Origin of the sequence: Streptomyces sp. DH-12, from assembly GCF_002899455.1 — a bacterium.
GTDB lineage: Bacteria > Actinomycetota > Actinomycetes > Streptomycetales > Streptomycetaceae > Streptomyces.
In genome coordinates, this window is record NZ_PPFB01000001.1 from 5,066,938 (window position 1) to 5,085,906 (window position 18,969).

At 72.0% G+C, this 18,969-nt stretch carries 14 protein-coding genes; 11 read left to right on the top strand and 3 right to left on the bottom strand.

The features are described from left to right. Positions 1 to 65: 65 nt before the first annotated feature. From C1708_RS21720 to obgE, 4 genes are all read left to right on the top strand, one after another. Positions 66 to 818 carry a phosphocholine cytidylyltransferase family protein gene (locus tag C1708_RS21720; protein ID WP_106414246.1) on the top strand — a complete coding sequence of 251 codons (753 nt, stop codon included), beginning with the start codon at positions 66 to 68 and terminating at the stop codon, positions 816 to 818. A 202-nt stretch (positions 819 to 1,020) separates the two neighbouring features. Further along, positions 1,021 to 1,341 (top strand): 50S ribosomal protein L21, encoded by a 321-nt coding sequence (gene rplU, locus C1708_RS21725; protein ID WP_006132815.1) that lies wholly within the window; start codon positions 1,021 to 1,023, stop codon positions 1,339 to 1,341. A gap of 14 nt (positions 1,342 to 1,355) precedes the next feature. Then, entirely contained in the window at positions 1,356 to 1,610 is a 255-nt protein-coding gene (gene rpmA / locus C1708_RS21730; protein ID WP_006132816.1) for a 50S ribosomal protein L27, read from the top strand. Positions 1,611 to 1,712: 102 nt separating this feature from the next. Next, positions 1,713 to 3,158, top strand: coding sequence for a GTPase ObgE (gene obgE, locus C1708_RS21735; protein ID WP_106414247.1), 1,446 nt, complete (start codon positions 1,713 to 1,715; stop codon positions 3,156 to 3,158). Between the two features lie 71 nt (positions 3,159 to 3,229). Here obgE and C1708_RS21740 read toward each other — a convergent pair whose 3' ends face one another. Together C1708_RS21740 and C1708_RS21745 are read right to left on the bottom strand one after the other, a co-directional pair. After that, positions 3,230 to 5,407 carry an acyltransferase family protein gene (locus C1708_RS21740; protein WP_106414248.1) on the bottom strand — a complete coding sequence of 726 codons (2,178 nt, stop codon included), beginning with the start codon at positions 5,405 to 5,407 and terminating at the stop codon, positions 3,230 to 3,232. A 543-nt stretch (positions 5,408 to 5,950) separates the two neighbouring features. Continuing rightward, the gene (locus C1708_RS21745) at positions 5,951 to 6,949 is read right to left on the bottom strand and encodes a CDP-alcohol phosphatidyltransferase family protein (protein WP_241911306.1); all 999 of its coding nucleotides are present in this window, start codon (positions 6,947 to 6,949) and stop codon (positions 5,951 to 5,953) included. Between the two features lie 449 nt (positions 6,950 to 7,398). Between C1708_RS21745 and C1708_RS21750 the strand changes: the two genes are divergently transcribed. From C1708_RS21750 to C1708_RS21760, 3 genes are all read left to right on the top strand, one after another. Next, positions 7,399 to 9,078 carry a stealth family protein gene (locus C1708_RS21750; RefSeq protein ID WP_502696122.1) on the top strand — a complete coding sequence of 560 codons (1,680 nt, stop codon included), beginning with the start codon at positions 7,399 to 7,401 and terminating at the stop codon, positions 9,076 to 9,078. Continuing rightward, positions 9,078 to 10,784, top strand: coding sequence for a stealth family protein (locus tag C1708_RS21755; protein ID WP_106414250.1), 1,707 nt, complete (start codon positions 9,078 to 9,080; stop codon positions 10,782 to 10,784). Before C1708_RS21750 ends, C1708_RS21755 begins: the two co-directional genes overlap by 1 nt. 426 nt (positions 10,785 to 11,210) lie before the next feature. Further along, positions 11,211 to 12,776: a phosphodiester glycosidase family protein gene (locus C1708_RS21760; protein WP_241911457.1), complete on the top strand. Its 1,566-nt coding sequence runs from the start codon at positions 11,211 to 11,213 to the stop codon at positions 12,774 to 12,776. Between the two features lie 19 nt (positions 12,777 to 12,795). Here C1708_RS21760 and C1708_RS21765 read toward each other — a convergent pair whose 3' ends face one another. Continuing rightward, positions 12,796 to 14,931: a hypothetical protein gene (locus tag C1708_RS21765; RefSeq protein ID WP_241911307.1), complete on the bottom strand. Its 2,136-nt coding sequence runs from the start codon at positions 14,929 to 14,931 to the stop codon at positions 12,796 to 12,798. 277 nt (positions 14,932 to 15,208) lie between these two features. Between C1708_RS21765 and proB the strand changes: the two genes are divergently transcribed. The 4 genes from proB to C1708_RS21785 all read left to right on the top strand — a co-directional run bounded on the left by proB (position 15,209) and on the right by C1708_RS21785 (position 18,963). After that, positions 15,209 to 16,315 carry a glutamate 5-kinase gene (proB, locus tag C1708_RS21770; protein WP_106414251.1) on the top strand — a complete coding sequence of 369 codons (1,107 nt, stop codon included), beginning with the start codon at positions 15,209 to 15,211 and terminating at the stop codon, positions 16,313 to 16,315. 139 nt (positions 16,316 to 16,454) lie between these two features. Next, positions 16,455 to 16,916: a DUF8830 family protein gene (locus C1708_RS21775; protein WP_106414252.1), complete on the top strand. Its 462-nt coding sequence runs from the start codon at positions 16,455 to 16,457 to the stop codon at positions 16,914 to 16,916. Between the two features lie 105 nt (positions 16,917 to 17,021). Next, the gene (locus C1708_RS21780; RefSeq protein WP_106414253.1) at positions 17,022 to 18,308 is read left to right on the top strand and encodes a glutamate-5-semialdehyde dehydrogenase; all 1,287 of its coding nucleotides are present in this window, start codon (positions 17,022 to 17,024) and stop codon (positions 18,306 to 18,308) included. Between the two features lie 100 nt (positions 18,309 to 18,408). After that, positions 18,409 to 18,963, top strand: a complete 555-nt coding sequence (locus C1708_RS21785; protein WP_502696077.1) for an SCO2584 family spore wall biosynthesis protein — start codon at positions 18,409 to 18,411, stop codon at positions 18,961 to 18,963. Positions 18,964 to 18,969: the final 6 nt, after the last annotated feature.

Genomic DNA, 18,969 nt, shown 5'->3' on the forward strand with positions numbered 1-18,969 from the left:
TGTGTGGTCCTGTCCCCCGTGGGGCAGGACCACACGTTTTGTGTTCCATAAGGAGAAGGACCGCGATGATAGGCCTCGTGCTCGCGGCCGGCGCCGGCCGGCGTCTGCGCCCCTACACCGACACGCTCCCCAAGGCCCTGGTGCCGGTGGGCGCGGAGGGCGACCCGGACGCCGTGACCGTCCTGGACCTGACGCTCGGGAACTTCGCGGAGATCGGGCTGACCGAGGTCGGCGTCGTGGTCGGCTACCGCAAGGAGGCCGTGTACGAGCGCAAGGCGGCGCTGGAGGCGAAGTACGGGCTGAAGCTGACGCTCATCGACAACGACAAGGCGGAGGAGTGGAACAACGCCTACTCGCTGTGGTGCGCGCGGGACGCCCTGAGGGACGGCGTGATCCTCGCCAATGGCGACACGGTGCACCCGGTGTCGGTGGAGCGGGCGCTGCTGGAGGCGCGCGGTGACGGCAAGCGGATCATCCTGGCGCTGGACACGGTGAAGAAGCTCGCCGACGAGGAGATGAAGGTCGTCGTCGACCCCGGGAAGGGGATGACGCGGATCACGAAGCTGATGGACCCGGCGGAGGCGACGGGCGAGTACATCGGCGTCACCCTGATCGAGGGCGGGGCGGCCGAGGCGCTGGCGGACGCGCTGAAGACGACGTTCGAGCGGGATCCGCAGCTGTATTACGAGGACGGCTACCAGGAGCTGGTGAACCGGGGCTTCCGGATCGACGTGGCGCCGATCGGCGAGGTCCCGTGGGTCGAGATCGACAACCACGACGACCTCGCCCGCGGACGGGAGATCGTGGCCGGGTACTGACCGGCGCGGGCCGCGGGGGTCCGGTTTGACCCCCGTGGGCCCGGCCCCGTAACCTTGACCGTCGGCGTGTCCATCGGGACCGCCACATCCCCGTAAACCTCTTCCTCCCGGACGCGGGCCGCGGCCGGGAGAGGTCGTCCGCGTATGCGCGTGGGCGACTGGCCTGCGGGGGTGCCGTTCTTCGAGTGAGAGTGAGATCCGCGTGTACGCCATCGTGCGCAGCGGTGGTCGCCAGCACAAGGTTGCTGTCGGCGACATCGTCGAGGTTGACAAGATTTCCACCGCCAAGGTCGGCGACACGGTCGAGCTCTCGACCCTGCTCGTCGTCGACGGCGACTCCGTGACCAGCGACCCCTGGGTGCTGGCCGGCATCAAGGTCCAGGCCGAGGTCGTGGACCACCACAAGGGCCAGAAGATCGACATTCTGCGCTACAAGAACAAGACCGGCTACCGCCGTCGTCAGGGCCACCGCCAGCAGTACACGGCGATCAAGGTCACTGAGATCCCCGCGGCTGCGAAGTAAGGGACTGAGGAGAGATGGCACACAAGAAGGGCGCATCGTCCACCCGTAACGGTCGTGACTCCAACGCTCAGCGCCTCGGCGTGAAGCGCTTCGGCGGTCAGGTCGTCAACGCGGGCGAGATCCTGGTCCGCCAGCGCGGCACCCACTTCCACCCGGGCGCCGGCGTCGGCCGCGGCGGCGACGACACCCTGTTCGCGCTGCAGGCCGGTTCGGTGCAGTTCGGCACCAGCCGTGGCCGTAAGGTCGTGAACATCGTTCCGGTCGCCTGATCGGACGCTTTCGCGAGGCGGACCTCACTTCCCGACGGGAAGCGGGTCCGCCTTTCGCGTGTTACCCAAGAGACAACCCCGTAGTAACTGGAGGCACCCTTCATGACCACCTTCGTGGACCGCGTCGAACTGCACGTCGCCGCGGGTAACGGAGGCCACGGCTGTGCCTCCGTCCATCGCGAGAAGTTCAAGCCGCTCGGCGGACCCGACGGCGGCAACGGCGGACGCGGCGGCGATGTGATCCTCACCGTCGACCAGTCCGTGACCACCCTGCTCGACTACCACCACTCGCCGCACCGCAAGGCCACCAACGGCAAGCCCGGCGAGGGTGGCAACCGCTCCGGCAAGGACGGCCAGGACCTGGTCCTGCCCGTGCCGGACGGCACCGTGGTGCTCGACAAGGCGGGCAACGTCCTCGCCGACCTCGTCGGCCACGGCACCTCCTACGTCGCCGCCCAGGGCGGCCGCGGCGGGCTCGGCAACGCCGCCCTCGCCTCGGCGCGGCGCAAGGCCCCCGGGTTCGCGCTGCTCGGCGAGCCGGGCGACCTGCGGGACGTCGTCCTCGAGCTGAAGACCGTCGCCGACGTGGCCCTGGTGGGCTACCCCAGCGCCGGCAAGTCGTCCCTGATCTCCGTGCTCAGCGCCGCCAAGCCGAAGATCGCCGACTACCCGTTCACCACGCTGGTGCCCAACCTCGGTGTGGTCACCGCCGGTTCGACCGTCTACACCATCGCCGACGTCCCCGGTCTGATCCCCGGCGCCAGCCAGGGCAAGGGACTGGGCCTGGAGTTCCTGCGCCACGTGGAGCGGTGCAGCGTGCTGGTGCACGTGCTGGACACCGCCACCCTGGAGTCCGACCGCGACCCCGTCTCCGACCTCGACGTCATCGAGGAGGAGCTGCGGCAGTACGGCGGGCTGGACAACCGGCCGCGGCTCGTCGTCCTCAACAAGATCGACGTGCCCGACGGCAAGGACCTCGCCGACATGGTCCGCCCGGACCTGGAGGCGCGCGGCTACCGCGTCTTCGAGGTGTCCGCCGTGGCCCACACCGGGCTGCGCGAGCTGTCCTTCGCGCTCGCCGACCTGGTGGCCACGGCGCGCGCCGCCAGGCCGAAGGAGGAGGCGACCCGCATCGTCATCCGTCCCAAGGCGGTCGACGACACCGGCTTCACCGTCACCCGCGAGGAGGCCGGCGGCGAGCTGGTGTTCCGGGTGCGCGGCGAGAAGCCCGAACGCTGGGTGCGGCAGACCGACTTCAACAACGACGAGGCCGTCGGCTACCTCGCCGACCGGCTCAACCGCCTCGGTGTCGAGGACGAGCTGATGAAGTCCGGCGCCCGCTCCGGCGACGCCGTCGCCATCGGTCCCGAGGACAACGCCGTGGTCTTCGACTGGGAGCCGTCCGTCACCGCCGGCGCGGAGATGCTCGGCCGCCGCGGCGAGGACCACCGCTTCGAGGCGCCCCGCCCGGCCGCCCAGCGCCGCCGCGACCGCGACGCCGAACGCGACGAGGCGCAGCGGGAGTTCGACGGCTTCGAGCCGTTCTGACCGAGAAGCGCCCCACGCGCACGAGAAGGGCCCGTTCCGTCGGAACGGGCCCTTCTCGCTGTGGCCGGTGCTCAGGCTCCCGGGGTCCGGCTCAGGTCCGCCCCGAAGAGCCGCAGCAGCCGCTCCTCCACCACCGGGGTCAGGGCCTCGACGTAGGCGTCCGCCAGGTGGCCGAAGTCCCGGTACACCAGGGTGTTGCCCACCACGACCGGGCAGGTGCCGGACGGGGCGCAGACCCAGTCGTAGGGGTCGATGACCGTCACGTCCTCGGCGGCCGCCGCCTCGCGGATCGCCTCGGTGACCGAGGGCTGCGGGTCGGCCTCGGACCGCTCGTTGGCGCACGCGTCGAGGTCGTCCGGGTGGGCGACCGCGCAGTCCACCGCGTTGTTCTTCGGCCAGGGGTTGTCCAGCAGCGTGAGCACCCGGGTGCGGCCCTGCTGGAGGATCCGGTACGTCTCGGCCTGGCCCTCGCCCCACTCGGCGGCGATGTCGCCCTCGCCCCACAGCTTCGCCGAGTTGGAACTGGAGGTGACGACCAGGTCGGGCTCCATCGCGCGGATCTTCTCGATGGTCACCTCACGCCACTCGTCGCAGGACGCGTACGGGCCGTTGTTGTACGCGATGGTGATCTGGGCGACCTTGCAGGCGTTCTTGGTGAACGAGTAGAGCTTCCAGCCGTGCTCGCGGGCGATGGCGTCGAAGGCCGGGAACCACTGGGCGATGTGCGAGTCGCCGAAGAGCACCACGGTGCGCTCGCCGTCCTTGTCGCCGTACAGGCACGGCTGCGTCTGCTTCTCCTCCGACATGGTCAGCGCGCAGTCGTCGTCGTAGACCGCCGTCCGCTCGTACGCCACGTCGTGCACGCTCGGCGAGAGGTTGGACGGCATCTCCTCCGCCGGGTTCTGCAGCAGCCGGGTCAGCGCGGCCTGCGGGTCCGGCGCCTGGGCGATCGCCTCCTTGGTGTTCTGCTGCGCGCCGCCCGACGACAGGCTCGGCGGGAACTGCAGGGTGACCAGCGCGGCCGCCGCCGCGACCGCCGACAGACCCAGCCCCAGCGACAGGCCCCGGCCCGCGTGGGCCTTGAACGCCCGGTGGAACCGCATCGGGTCCTCGACCAGGTGCAGCGTCCCCCAGGCCAGCACGAGACCGCTCAGGGCGGCGATCAGCCGCAGCGGGCCCTCGTTCTCACCGAAGCCGAAGGCCGCGGGCACGATGACGATGAGCGGCCAGTGCCACAGGTACCAGGCGTAGGAGACCCCGCCGACCCACACGGCGGGCCGCAGCGACAGGAGGGCGCCCGCTCCGTAGCGGCCGCCCGCCGCGCCGCCGGCCAGCACGGCCGCCGCGCCGAGGACCGGGACGGCGGCGTTGTGGCCGGGGAAGACGGTGCTCTCGTCGAAGGCCACCGCCGCGTAGGCGATGGCGGCCAGGCCCGCCCAGCTGAGGACCGCGGCGACCGGGCGGGGGATGTCGTTCAGCCGGTGCGCCACCAGCGCCAGCAGCGCGCCGACCGCCAGCTCCCAGATGCGGCCCTGCGAGCCGAAGTAGGCCCACGACGGGGACGTCTCGGTGAGGTGCAGGTTGACGGCGAAGGACGCGGCGGCCAGGGCCAGCAGCGGGATCGCCAGCAGGGCCCGGCGCCGGAGGATCTTCAGCGCCACGATCAGCACGACGGGCCAGATCAGGTAGAACTGCTCCTCCACCGCCAGCGACCAGAAGTGCTGGAACGGCGAGGGCGGCACGTCGGTGTGGAAGTAGTCGGTGCCCGAGTCGGCCAGCCGGAAGTTGACGACGTACCAGGCGGAGGCGATGGCGTCCTTGGCGTAGTCCGCGAACCGCAGCGGGCCCAGGAAGAGCCAGGACCCGGCCAGCGTCGCCAGGACGACCAGCGTGGAGGCGGGCAGCAGGCGCATGGCCCGGCGGGCGTAGAAGCGGCCCAGCGAGATCCGTCCCTCACGCTTCCACTCGCGGAGCATCAGCGAGGTGATGAGGAAGCCGGAGATGACGAAGAAGACGTCCACGCCGACGAAACCGCCGGCCAGGGACGACACCCCCGCATGGGCGACCACCACCAGGGTGACCGCCACCGCGCGCAGTCCCTGGATGTCCAGCCTCAGCCCGGCGCCGCCCGCCGCGGGGGCGGCGTTCCCGCCGGACGGCGGTGCGGGGGAGTCGCCCCGCGCCTGGGGGACGGACGGGGTGTCATCTGCTGAAGGCCGCGGTGGGGACGCGAGATCGCGGGCGGACACCTTGGAAGTTCTCCTTGTTCGTGGAGCATGGAGCATCGGCGAGACCTGGGAAGTCTGCGACACGGTCCGGGGCCGGGTGCCTCCGGGACCTGCTGACGCCGGTGATCGACGCGGAGCCAGATGATCGAGCGTATCTCCGTCCGACCCCGGACCCGTCGCATCTTCCGCCGCATTGTCGTAACAAATGACTCAGGACGGTACGAAGGCGGCCCCCCGGGCCGGGACGTCCGCCCGGTCGGCGCACGGCGCCGAGGGCGACACGTCCGGCTTTCTCCCTGCTCGTACCGGTGATCGGCCGGAGAGGAGGCCACGTGGATGTTCCGGTCGGATTCCGTGTCCTTCGCGAGGGCGTCCCTCACCACGGCATCCATGACCGCCACGGCCTCGGCGGACTGCCCCTCGACGACGACCGCGTCGTCGAGCCGCCCGTGACCGTGCACGGCTCCGCGAGGCCGCGCGCAGTCCGGGGACGCGTCGGGATCCGCACACTCCCCGTCCGGAGCGTCCGCGCCCGTCCGTTCCGCCGGCCGCCCGGCTCCCCCCTCAGACCAGCGTGGTCTGCTCCGACGGGCTGGGGGCGATGTCGGACTTCATCTCGGCCTCCAGGCGGTCGTACCGGGCCATCGTGCGCTGGAAGGCGCGGGTGGCGAGGAGGAGGCGGTAGACGACGAGCACCTCGAAGGCGAGGAGCAGGGCGCCCGCGGCGACCGTCGGCCAGAAGATCGAGTTGGCCAGCGGCGCGACGATGAAGATCGTCATCTGGAACTCGATGCCGCTGAACAGGTGGATGCGGATCCGGTGGCTGATGAGGAAGTCGCGCAGCCGCACATAGCCGGGGAGACGCGTGATGAACGTCTTCGCCGGGGAGACGACGTGCGCGGGGGCCGGCGCCTGGGCGGTGACCGCGGACGCCTCGCTGCCCGTCGGCTGGGCGGGGACCTTGGCGGTGCCCTTCACCGGTGTGTCGTCGGCCTCGGAGTCCTCGTCGGAGCCGTTGTCCTGGGGCGTGGGGTCGATCAGCCCCAGTTCCGCGGCGCGCTCACGCTGGCGCCGCCGCATGTTCAGGCGGACCTTCCATATCTCGAGCGCGTCCATGTAGCGGAGCATGTCGAGGAACACCACGGCCACCGCGAGCCATATGTAGGTGACGTCCTCCGTCCGCTGGTACTGCCCGCCCATCAGGGCGACGGCGCAGACCAGCACGCGGACGCGGTCGAAGATGTAGTCGAGCCAGGCGCCGAACGCCGAGCCCTTCCCCGTCAGACGGGCGAGCTTCCCGTCCATGCAGTCCAGGATGAAGCTGACGTGATAGACGACGGCTCCGGCGATCAGCCACTGCCAGTCACCCTGGGCGAAGCAGGCCGCGGCCCCGATCCCCAGCACCAGGGCGGCCCAGGTGATCTGGTTCGGGGTCACCCGGGTCCACATGGCGGTCCACCGGACCAGGGGGGTGGCGACGGGGTCGACCAGGAGAACGGTCCACCAGGCGTCTCGCTGCTTCTCCGTGAGGCGGCGGACTTCGGGGAGTGAAGGTACACGCATGACCGTAAGTCTGCATGCTCGCCCGAACACTCTGCTTCCAAACGCGAGTGTGTGCTACATCACGAAAGTGATCACCGGGTGAACGGGAACGGTCGGTGTCTCAAGAGGAAGGGATATGTCCGAAGATTACGCTTGCGGGGGGTGTAAGTCCCGGAATTGACGGTCGCAAACACGAACGACGAGGGTGTGCGTTCCGCCGGTCGTGGCGGCCGACGTCGTCGAACAGGAATGTGACCGCGTTGCTGTAAACTTCCCCCCTGCGGCTTGACCCTGGAGGGGCCCCGTGCGCTCCGCGTCTGGCGCCGTATGGGGGTGCAGCGCTCGTTGCCGCTGGTCGCCTTGATGCCTCCATCATGTAGGCCACGTCGGGACTCGCCGAAGGGTTTGGGATTGAAGTGAGTGTGCGTACCCGCATCGGAAGCAGTCTGAAGTCGCGGACCAAGAGCGCGATGCAGGCGCAGAAGCGCCGGGCGTGGTTGTTGCGGGTGACACGGCAGCGGCAGGGCCTGTTGCGCTCCGACGCGGGTGTGCGCCAGGTGTCGTCCGGCAGTGATCCGTTGTGGGGGCGGGTGGTCGACTCGTTCACGGCGGCGGGTGCGGCGGCGGACAATCTGGGGCTGGTGGCGGACGCTCTGGAGCGTGCGGGGATCTCGTACTTCGTGGTGCCGGGTGTGTCGCGTACGGCGTGGGCGCTGGGGGTGCGTGAGTCGGATCGTGAGGCGTTCCTGGCGTCGATGCGGGAGTTGTACGCGGGGACGGTGGTGTTCGCGGCGCGTCCTCGTCCGGGTGGGGTGTCGGACTTCTCGTTGTTCGCGGACGAGGTGTGGCCGAAGTCGTTGTCGTCGGCTCCGGTGATGCGGTTCGGTGTGGTGCGTCTGGGTCCTGCGGGTCAGGTTCTGGGTGGTCCGCAGCTGGGCTGTGACGTGGAGTTCTGGCGGGACGGTGCGGAGCTGCTGACGGGTCCGCAGGCGGAGGCGGAGCTGGCGCGTGTGTCGCCGCAGGCCTCGGCCGATGTGCTGGCCGACTCCCTCGTCGCCCCCCGGCGCAACCGCATATCGGACGTCATGCCCACCAGCGAGCAGAAGTCCGCCAAGATCACCGTCCAGGGCCGCGACTTCCCGACGTTCGCGCCGTTCACGATGACCACGGTGGAGGACGTGACGTTCCCCATCGACGTCGTCTACACCTGGGTCGACGGCGAGGACCCCGAGCTGCGCGCCAAGCGCCAGAGGTACAAGAGCGAGGGCGTCCCGGCGATCCTCGACAAGGAGACCAACGAGTCCCGGTACACCAGCCACGACGAGCTGAAGTACTCGCTGCGGTCGCTGGAGATGTACGCCGGCTTCGTGCGACACGTGTACATCGTCACCGACGGCCAGACCCCCGAGTGGCTGAACGCCGACGCGCCGGGTGTCACCGTGGTGGACCACAAGGACATCTTCCCCGAGGGCGTCCTGCCGGTGTTCAACTCGCACGCGATCGAGACGCGGCTGCACCACATCCCGGGCCTGTCGGACCACTACCTGTACTTCAACGACGACGTGTTCGTCGGCCGCAGCGTCACCCCGCAGCACTTCTTCTACGCCAACGGCATCGCCCGCATCCCGTTCTCGCCGCTCAAGGTCGGCGTCGGCCAGCCGCACGGCGGCGAGACCGCCACCAACTCGGCCGGCAAGAACGTGCGCCAGCTGCTGATGAAGGCCCACGACCGCTTCATCACGCACAACTTCATGCACACCCCGCTGCCGCAGGTGCGGTCCGTGCTGCAGGAGCTCGAGGAGATGTTCCCCGAGGAGGTCGGCCAGACCATGCGCTCGCGCTTCCGGTCGCCCGACGACATCGCCATGACCGCCTCGATGCACTACAACCACGCGTACATCACCGGCAAGGGCGTCCCGGGCAAGTTCCGCTTCCGGTACGTCAACATCAGCCGTGAGGACGCGGACCGCCGTCTCGAGGGCATCCGGACGAAGCGCAACTTCGACTTCTTCTGCCTCAACGACGTCGACGTGCCGCCGGAGCAGCGCGCCGAGGTCACGGCCCGCATGTTCTCCTTCCTGGAGGAGTACTTCCCCTTCCCGAGCTCCTTCGAGAAGGCACCTGAAAGCACGTCTTCCGGGACGCGTTGATGGCACCGGGGTCGCGGCCGATCCGGAAGCTCGCGCGCAGGGGACTCGGCGTCGGACGGAAGGTGCGCGACCGGGCGTCGGCCGCGCGCCTGGACCGGCAGCGGCAGGCCGTGCTCGGCCCGGACGCGGGTGTGCGTCAGGCGTCGTTCCACGATCAGCCGTTGTGGGGGCGGGTGGTCGACTCGTTCACGGCGGCGGGTGCGGCGGCGGACAATCTGGGGCTGGTGGCGGACGCTCTGGAGCGTGCGGGGATCTCGTACTTCGTGGTGCCGGGTGTGTCGCGTACGGCGTGGGCGCTGGGGGTGCGTGAGTCGGATCGTGAGGCGTTCCTGGCGTCGATGCGGGAGTTGTACGCGGGGACGGTGGTGTTCGCGGCGCGTCCTCGTCCGGGTGGGGTGTCGGACTTCTCGTTGTTCGCGGACGAGGTGTGGCCGAAGTCGTTGTCGTCGGCTCCGGTGATGCGGTTCGGTGTGGTGCGTCTGGGTCCTGCGGGTCAGGTTCTGGGTGGTCCGCAGCTGGGCTGTGACGTGGAGTTCTGGCGGGACGGTGCGGAGCTGCTGGCGGGTCCGCAGGCGGAGGCGGAGCTGGCGCGTGTGTCGCCGCAGGCCTCGGCCGATGTGCTGGCCGACTCCCTCGTCGCCCCCCGGCGCAACCGCGTCGCCGACGTGCTGCCGACCGCGGAGCAGCAGCCCGCGAAGGTCACGGTCGCCGGACGGGTCCACCCCACCTTCGCGCCGTTCACGGTGACCACGGTGGAGGACGTGACGTTCCCCATCGACGTCGTCTACACCTGGGTCGACGGCCAGGATCCCGAGCTGCGCGCCAAACGCCAGAAGTACAGGAGCGAGGGGGACGTCGGCATCGCGGCCCGCGAGGTGGGCGAGTCCCGGTACACCAGCCACGACGAGCTGAAGTACTCGCTGCGGTCGCTGGAGATGTACGCCGGCTTCGTGCGGCACGTGTACATCGTCACCGACGGCCAGACCCCCGAGTGGCTGGACCCGGACGCGCCGGGTGTCACCGTGGTGGACCACAAGGACATCTTCCCCGAGGGCGTCCTGCCGGTGTTCAACTCGCACGCGATCGAGACGCGGCTGCACCACATCCCGGGCCTGTCGGACCACTACCTGTACTTCAACGACGACGTGTTCGTCGGCCGCAGCGTCACCCCGCAGCACTTCTTCCACGCCAACGGCATCGCCCGCCTGCCCTTCTCCTCGTACCAGATCGGCGCCGGCGCCCCGCACCCGCAGGCCTCCGCCCCCAACTCGGCCGGGCGGAACGTGCGCCGGCTGCTGGAGGAGGCCTACGGGGTGTCCATCACCCACAAGTTCCTGCACACCCCGCACCCGCAGCGCCGGGACGTGCTGAACGACCTGGAGCGGGACTTCCCGGACGCGATCGGGCGGACCATGCGGTCGCGGTTCCGGTCCATCGAGGACGTGGCGCCGGCCACCTCCTTCCACCACCACCTGGCGCTGCTCACCGGCCGCGCCGTCCCGGGGAAGTTCACGTACCGCTACGTCGACGTCGGCAAGGCCCACCTGGAGGAGCGGGTCGAGTCCCTCAAGGCGCGGCGCGGCTACGACTTCTTCTGCCTGAACGACGTGGACACCGCCCCCGAGCGGCGGGAGTACGTGCGTTCCTACGTCCGCGACTTCCTGGAGTGGTACTTCCCGTACCCGAGCTCCTTCGAGCGCGCCTGACGGTGGCGCCCCCACTTCGGGCGGGTCCGGTGTGTTGTCGTGCGGCGGCCCGCCGCACCCTTCCGGCCGGGTCCGCGGACTCCCCGGTGCGACGTGGTCCGCGAGGCCGAAGGGCCTGAGACGCCGACCGTTCTCGCCGCCCCCGCCAGGTGTCGGAGCCGCGGCGGGGACGGTTGCGCCACCCCCGCCGCAGGACTGACACGAGTCACTCATATGATCTTGGCTCTGTCGCGAAATCTTCACGCTCCCGTCATGTGGAGAAGTGCTGCCCGGATCCCTTCGGTGGCGGCCGTCTTTCACCGTTGTCGCGTCGACCGTGTGCGGTCGAGAGGGCGCGGTCCCCCATTCGTTCCTTTTCTCCAGTTGGTGCAGATGATCAAGAGACTGTGCGGCGCGGGCGTCGCCATGGCCGTCGGCGTCGCCGTCATGGTGAACGTGCCGTCCCTGCAGGCGTCCTCGGCCGCGAAGCAGGGGGAGAACGCCCTGCCGCTGGGCCCCGCCGGTCTGAAGGAGACCCGCACCACGCGGACCGTGCAGCCCGGCGTCACCCTCACCCGCATCGTCCGCGGTGCCAAGGACCCGGCGCTTCGCTGGACGGTCGAGGTCGCCGTTCCGGGAGGTGACACCTCACCCGACCCCGACGCGCCGCTGACCGTCCTGAAGGACCGGCCGAGCGCCACCGAGTGGGCGGCCGACCTGGAGCTGGACGGTTTCCGGGCCCGGGCCGAGCAGGTGACAACACCGAAGGCGGCCGATTACGCCGGAGGCACACTGGGATGGCGGGTCCGCGTCGGATCGTTCGACTCGCAGTCCGCCGCGACGTCCGAGCGTGCACGGCTGAAGGCAGCCGGGTACGCGGGGACCGTCGTGTACACGGGCTGGGACGGTGACGTCGCGGCCGGAGGCCCGTGGCGCGTCGACGTGCTCACCATCGACCCGAGCCGGTTCCGCGGGAGTCTCCGGGCGTCGTACGGCCCGGACCTGGAGAACAGCGAGACGACCAGCGAGCTGGCGGACGAGGCCGGTGCCGTCGCGGCGGTCAACGCCGGGTTCTTCGTCTTCGATCCCGACGCGGGCGCGCCCGGGGATCCCGCCGGCACGGGCGTGTACGACGGGCGCCTGCTGAGTGAGCCGGTGAGCGGGCGTCCCAGTCTGGTGGTCCACGACGACGGGCGGCGGACGGAGATCACCCGGTACACGTGGGAGGGACGTGTCGTCGGAGGGGACGCCTCGCTGCGTCTGAGCGGCCTCAACCGGGTGCCGGGTCTGATCCGGAACTGCGGCGGATCCGTGGACGACGCCCCGACCTCCCGGCCGCTGCACGACGTGACCTGCACCAACGCCGACGAACTCGTCGCCTTCACGCCCGACTACGGGCAGCGCACCCCGGAGGGCGAAGGGCTCGAGGCCGTGCTGGACGCCCAGGACCGGGTCGTCGAACTGCGCTCACCGCGCGGCGGACCGCTCCCGTCGGGGGGCAGCTCGATCCAGGCGACCGGGCGCCGCGTCGGCGAGCTGTCGGGCCTCGCGGGGATCGGTGAGAACCTGAGCCTGAGGACGGCCCTGCTGGACCCGCGCGGGCGCCGGGTCTCGCCCTCCCCCGGGACCGACGTCCTGAACGCCGGCCCGGAACTCGTCCGCGACGGACGGCTCCACATCACCCCCGCCGCCGACGGCATGGTGCGCCGGGACGACCCGAGCTTCTACTACGGCTGGGCGCACAAGCGCAATCCGCGCACGCTGGCCGGGGTGGACGCGGCCGGCCGCACCGTGCTGGTCACCGCCCACGGACGCAGCACCGACGCCCTCGGGCTCAGCATCGGCGAGAGCGCCGAGGTCGCCAAGACGCTCGGGCTGCGCGACGCGGTCAGCCTCGACGGCGGCGGCTCGACCACGATGGTGGTCGACGGCGCGGTGCTCACCGCGCCGTCCGACCCCACCGACGAACGCCCCGTCGGCGACGCCCTGCTGATCCTGCCCCGCAGGGACTGACCCGCCGGCCGACGCGTCGCTAGGCCGGCTGCCCGGGTCGTTCCGACGCGGACCTGGCGGGCGGCGTGAGCCGCGCGGGCGCCGGGGGCGCCTGTCGTGGACCGGGGACTCCCGCGGCCGTCCGCCCGGTCATCCGTGCCCTGTGCGTCCCGGCCGCCGCGCACAGGGCGCGTACGGCCCCGGCGAAGCGTTCCTGGGACGAGGGCTCGGCCGGGCCCAGCAGTTCCAGTCTCAGGTCCGCGCGCGCCTGCGCCAGACCGTCCTTCTCCGGATGCCGGACCGCTTCCAGCAGGGCCGGCACCCCCGTCGCGTCCGGGGTCAGGACGGTCGCCGCCGTCACCGTCGGGAAGGCCGCGCGGAACGCGGCCTCGGACATCCCGCCCGTGTTGGCCACCGCGTACGGCTTGCCGCTCGCCAGGAAGTCGCTGATCACGCTCGACACGTCGCTGATCAGCAGGTCGGCGACGTTGAAGCAGGAGTACAGCGAAGGGCGGGCGTCGACGACGACCTGGTGCTCCCACTCCGGCAGCGACGCCCAGTACGCCGCCTCCCAGGCCGCCGTCGCCCGCGCCACGGCCTCCGCGCGGCCCGGCGGGGGAGCGGACTGGACGAGCATCCGCTCGGCCTGGTCGGCGCCCTCCCGGAACTCCGCGGCGGTCAGCCGGGTCAGCTCGGCGGTGCGGGCGGCCAGCTCCTTCGACGGGGCGGGACGCGAGCCGGAGCGGGCCCGGTTGGCCGCGCGGATCAGCTCCCGGACACGGCGGTCCGCGGCGCCCGCCCGCGGGTCCACCGAACCGGTCAGCGGGTGCGGCTTGTACAGCAGACGCACCCCCGGGTCCGCGAGCAGCGCCCGCACCAGGTTCTCGCCGGCCGCGATCACCGAGGTGTTGCCCGGGTTGCCGTCCCAGCCCTCCCAGGTCGGCGCGTACAGCACGGTGGTGTACGCGCCCGTGGGCGGCCCCGCGTACGGCCGCACCGCGTCCAGCTGCGGGCGGCCGATCTCCACCACGTCCTTGTCCTCGACCCCCACCTCGGCCAGCGCGTACCGCTCGCGCGCCGCCGGACCCGCGACCCACACCTCGTCGTACGCCTTCGCGTACGGGTTGCACGAGGACAGCTTGTCGCTCTCCCCGTGGTTGACGAAGGCGTGCTTGATGGTGGGGATGCGCAGCACCTGCGAGGTCTTGCCCGAGTTGGACGGGTGGATGAGCACCTGGAGCGTGGAGTGCTCCAGGCGCATCAGGGTGGGCACCTTCGGCAGGCACACGATCGGGATGTCGGTCGCCGGGATCCGCGACACCATGGACCGCTCGCGCAGCACGATGAGCGGCCGGCCGTCGAGCCGGGCCAGCGGCTCCAGCCACATCCCCGCCTGGTAGACGGAGGACGGCCCGCCGGAGAAGTACAGCCCCACCGTGGGCCGGTACTCGGCCAGCCACGCGTCGAACCAGGCGAGCACCTCCTGCTCGCCCGCCGGCCGCCGCCCCGGCAGCAGCCGCAGCGACAGCGTCACCAGTCCGCCCAGCGCGAGCGCCAGCGACAGCGCGATCCCGGCCGCCGCGCACCGCGTGTCGTCCGTCACCGCCGTCGCCGTCAGCCCGGCCGTCGCGGGCAGCCCGAACACCAGCAGCCGGTGCCCGGGGCGGCGCAGCAGCGCGGGCGGGGCGGAGGTGAGGCGCAGCGCGGAGGCGTCGATGTTGCGGGTCACCACGGGCAGGGTGCGGGTGCGGCGCACCAGCACGGACACCGCCTGGATGGCGCAGTGCAGGGCGTAGCAGAGCAGCAGACCGGCGAGCAGCGGCGCGTACTGCGTCTCACGCTGCTGCTCGCCGAGCCGCAGCAGGCCCACCACCAGCAGCAGGTCGCGCAGCACATGGCGGACGGTGACGTCCGCGTGCGCCTTGGCGAACAGCGCCGGCACGCCCCGCTGCCAGCGGTACAGCACGCCCTCGGCGGCCAGCGAGAGGGCGGTGGCGGCCAGCAGCAGCGGCACGTGCGGGGCCAGCGCCGCCACGGCCTGCGCCGCATAGGCGCCGGCCAGGACGGACGCCGTCAGCACCGTGGTGAGCGCGGGGCGGCCGGGCAGGCGGGGCAGCGGGAGGCGGGGCCGGCGGATTCCCGCCCGGAACCGCCGACGGGACGTGGGTCGGGACACTGCGGTCGCTCCAGGGTCGTGAGGGACGTGCGCTGGGGTTAACGGCCGTCGCCCTCCGGACGACACGCGTGTGACGCGCGGTCCTCGGCCCGGTGCCGTCGCACAGGTGCCCGCACGCCGGGTCGCACGGACGGGGTGCGGCGTCGCGTGCCCGGAGCGGCCGTGTCCGGGGGCTGGACCGCCGAGCGTCCTTCGATGCGCTTCGCGTAGATTGCCTGGCGGGCGAAACGATCGATCCGAGGGGAGCGACGGCAAGGTGGCAGGGGCACGGCAGGCCGTGGGCGAGGCGCGCAGGATCGTCGTCAAGGTCGGCTCCTCGTCGCTGACCACCGCGGCGGGCGGACTGGACGCCGACCGCGTGGACGCGCTCGTGGACGTCCTGGCCAAGACCAGGAGCGGCGGGGAGCGGGAGGTCGTCCTCGTCTCCTCGGGCGCCATCGCCGCCGGACTCGCCCCGCTGGGACTGCGCCGCCGCCCCCGCGACCTGGCCCGCCAGCAGGCCGCCGCCAGCGTCGGCCAGGGCCTCCTGGTCGCCCGCTACACCGCCTCCTTCGCCCGCTACGGCGTCCGCGTCGGCCAGGTGCTGCTGACCAGCGACGACATGAGCCGCCGCGCCCACCACCGCAACGCCTCCCGCACCCTGGACAAGCTGCTCGCGATGGGCGCCCTCCCGGTCGTCAACGAGAACGACACGGTGGCCACCGACGAGATCCGCTTCGGCGACAACGACCGCCTCGCCGCCCTCGTCGCCCACCTGGTCCACGCCGACCTGCTGGTGCTGCTGTCCGACGTGGACGGCGTCTACGACGGCGACCCGTCCCGCCCCGGCACCTCACGGATCGCCGAGGTCAGGGGCCCCGAGGACCTCGCCCACGTGGAGATCGGCAGCGCCGGCAAGGCGGGCGTCGGCACCGGCGGCATGGTCACCAAGGTCGAGGCCGCCCGGATCGCCGCCGCCGCAGGCATCCAGGTGGTGCTGACCAGCGCGGTCCACGCGGCCGAGGCGCTCGGCGGCGGCGACACCGGCACCTACTTCCACCCCACCGGACGCCGCTCCGCCGACCGGCTGCTGTGGCTCCAGCACGCCTCCACCCCGCAGGGCTCGCTCACCCTGGACGACGGCGCGGTGCGCGCGGTCGTCCAGGGCCGCAAGTCACTGCTGCCGGCCGGCATCGCGGGCGTCGAGGGCGACTTCAGCGCGGGCGACCCGGTGGAGCTGCGGGACCGGGAGGGACGCGCGGTGGCCCGCGGGCTCGTCAACTTCGACGCCAAGGAGATCCCCCTCCTGGTGGGCCGCTCCACCCGCGAACTCGCCCGGGAACTCGGCCCCGGGTACGAACGCGAGGTCGTACACAGGGACGATCTCGTGGTCCTGCATCCGTAATGCACCAGAACGTCGGCCCTCGGTGGTGGACGTTCCGCGAAACCGCCCCGCGAACCGCGACGGCCTGCTCCACTTTGTCACAGGGACACATTCCGCCCGGCCGGGCGGTCCGCGTGTGAAGGAGGCCGTCGTGAGACGAGTGCGCCCTGGGACACCGGTGTCCCGCGGTGGTCGCGGTCCCCGGGCGGCGGGCGAGGAACGCGCCCTGACCAGCGTCGCGGCCGGGGACCGGCACCGGGGCGGCGAGGCGCGCGACCTGCCCCGCCTGTGGCATGTCACGCTCAGCGTGTCCGGTGCGCCCGCGCCGGTCGCGGAGGTCCGGCGGGCGCTGGAACAGCTCGCCCACGACCATCCCTTCCTGCTGACCAGCCGCTACGCCGACGACCATGCGGAGATCCGCTACTGGGAGGAGGCCCGCGACCTGCACGACGCGGCCGCGGTGGCGCTGCGCCTGTGGGGGGAGCACCGGCGGACCGCGGGGCTGCCGCCGTGGGAGATCGTGGGCCTGGAGGTCATCGACCGGGTCACCTATCGCCAGCGGGTCGCCGCCGGACACGGGCCGGTGCCGGCCACCCCGGTCGGGGTGCACCCCTTCCCGTAGTGTCGGGCGCCCCACCGGTCACATCCGTTATGACGGTGAATGTCCCTGTCTCGGGGTGTGGGACGAACGCCTCCGCGGCGCGCCGCGCGCACTACGCTTCCTTCCATGACCACGCTCTCGCCGTTCGACTCCATGTCCCCGGTCAGCCAGGCCGCCTACCGCGCCAAGGGCGCCGCCGCCACCCTCGCGCCGCTGCCGCGCGCCGCCAAGGACGACGCGCTGCTCGCCATCGCGGACGCGCTGGAGGTCCGCACGAGCGAGATCGTCGAGGCCAACGCACAGGACGTGGCGAAGGCGCGCGAGGCCGGCACCAGCGAGGGCATGATCGACCGGCTCACCCTCACCCCGGAGCGGGTCCGCGCCATCGCCGCCGACGTGCGCGACGTGGCCGCGCTGCCCGACCCGGTCGGCGAGGTCGTCCGCGGCTCGAGCCTGCCCAACGGCATCGACCTGCGCCAGGTCCGGGTGCCGCTCGGCGTCGTCGGCATCATCTACGAGGGCCGGCCCAACGTGACGGTCGACGCCGCCGCCCTCTGCCTGAAGTCGGGCAACGCGGTCCTGCTGCGCGGCTCCTCCTCCGCCTACCGCTCCAACACCGCGCTGGTGCGGGTGCTGCGCGACGCCGTGCACGGCGCGGGCCTGCCCGCCGACGCCGTCCAGATGGTCCCCGGGGAGAGCCGGGACAGCGTGCGCGAGCTGATGCGCGCCCGCGGCCTGGTCGACGTGCTGATCCCGCGCGGCGGCGCCTCGCTGATCAACACCGTCGTGCAGGAGTCCACCGTCCCCGTCATCGAGACCGGCACCGGCAACTGCCACGTCTACGTCGACGCCCGGGCCGACATCGACATGGCCGTCGAGATCCTGGTGAACTCCAAGGCGCAGCGGGTCGGCGTGTGCAACGCCGCCGAGACGCTGCTGGTGCACCAGGACATCGCCGCCGAGTTCCTGCCCCGCGCGCTGGACGCCCTCGCCGACGCCGGGGTCACCGTGCACGCCGACGAGCGCGTGATGGCGTACGCCAAGGACTCCCGCGCCACCGTCGTGGAGGCCACCACGGAGGACTGGGAGACCGAGTACCTCTCCCACGACATCGCCGCCGCCGTGGTCGACTCCCTGGACCGGGCGGTCGAGCACATCCGGCTGTGGACCTCCGGCCACACCGAGGCCATCGTCACCAGCTCCCAGCAGGCCGCCCGCCGGTTCACCCAGCTGGTGGACTCCACCACGGTCGCGGTGAACGCCTCCACCCGGTTCACCGACGGCGGCCAGTTCGGCTTCGGCGCGGAGATCGGCATCTCCACGCAGAAGCTGCACGCCCGCGGTCCGATGGGTCTGCCCGAGCTGACCAGCACGAAGTACATCGTCACCGGCGACGGCCACACCCGGCGCTGACCGGCGCGCCCCGCGGGGCGCCTCCGCGGGCGGTGTCCGGTGGACGGACGAATTTCCGTACCGTCTGCCCAAATTGACCCCCCAGGTCTACTCTGGATCCGTGCCGGAGGACGTGGGGGGCACGCCGTTCCCGGACGGCTGGAAGCCCGACGACGACGACCACGACCGCGGGGTGTCGGACGAAGAGTTCGCCTCCGTGGTCCTCGACGAGGCCTTCGTCCGGGCGGCCGCGGTGCACGAGCCGACGGCCGTGGAGCGCCTCCTGGCCGCCGCGCAAGCCAGGGCCGAGGCCTCCGAGGCCGAGGCCCACCGCGCCCGCGCCCGGCGGCACGACGACGCCCACGGCGGCTACCGGGGCGCCGGCGGCCACCGCCCCGACGACGAGGACGCCGACGTCCTGGAGTCCGACCACGGCTGCCCCTACGGCCGGCAGGTCCGCTGGCACCGGCCGGTCGCCTGGATGCTGACCCTGCTGATGGGCGTCGGCATGGTCGCGCTCGCCTTCTCCGCGGTCTACCGGGGCGGCTCCGCGCAGCGCCAGGACCCCGCCCCGCCGCCGGCCACCACCGGGGTCGGCCCGGGTGCCGCCGAGCCCTCCGCGTCGGCCGACCACTCCCGGCCGGCCGTCCCGGTGCTCCCCACCGGCGGCCCCTGAGAGCGG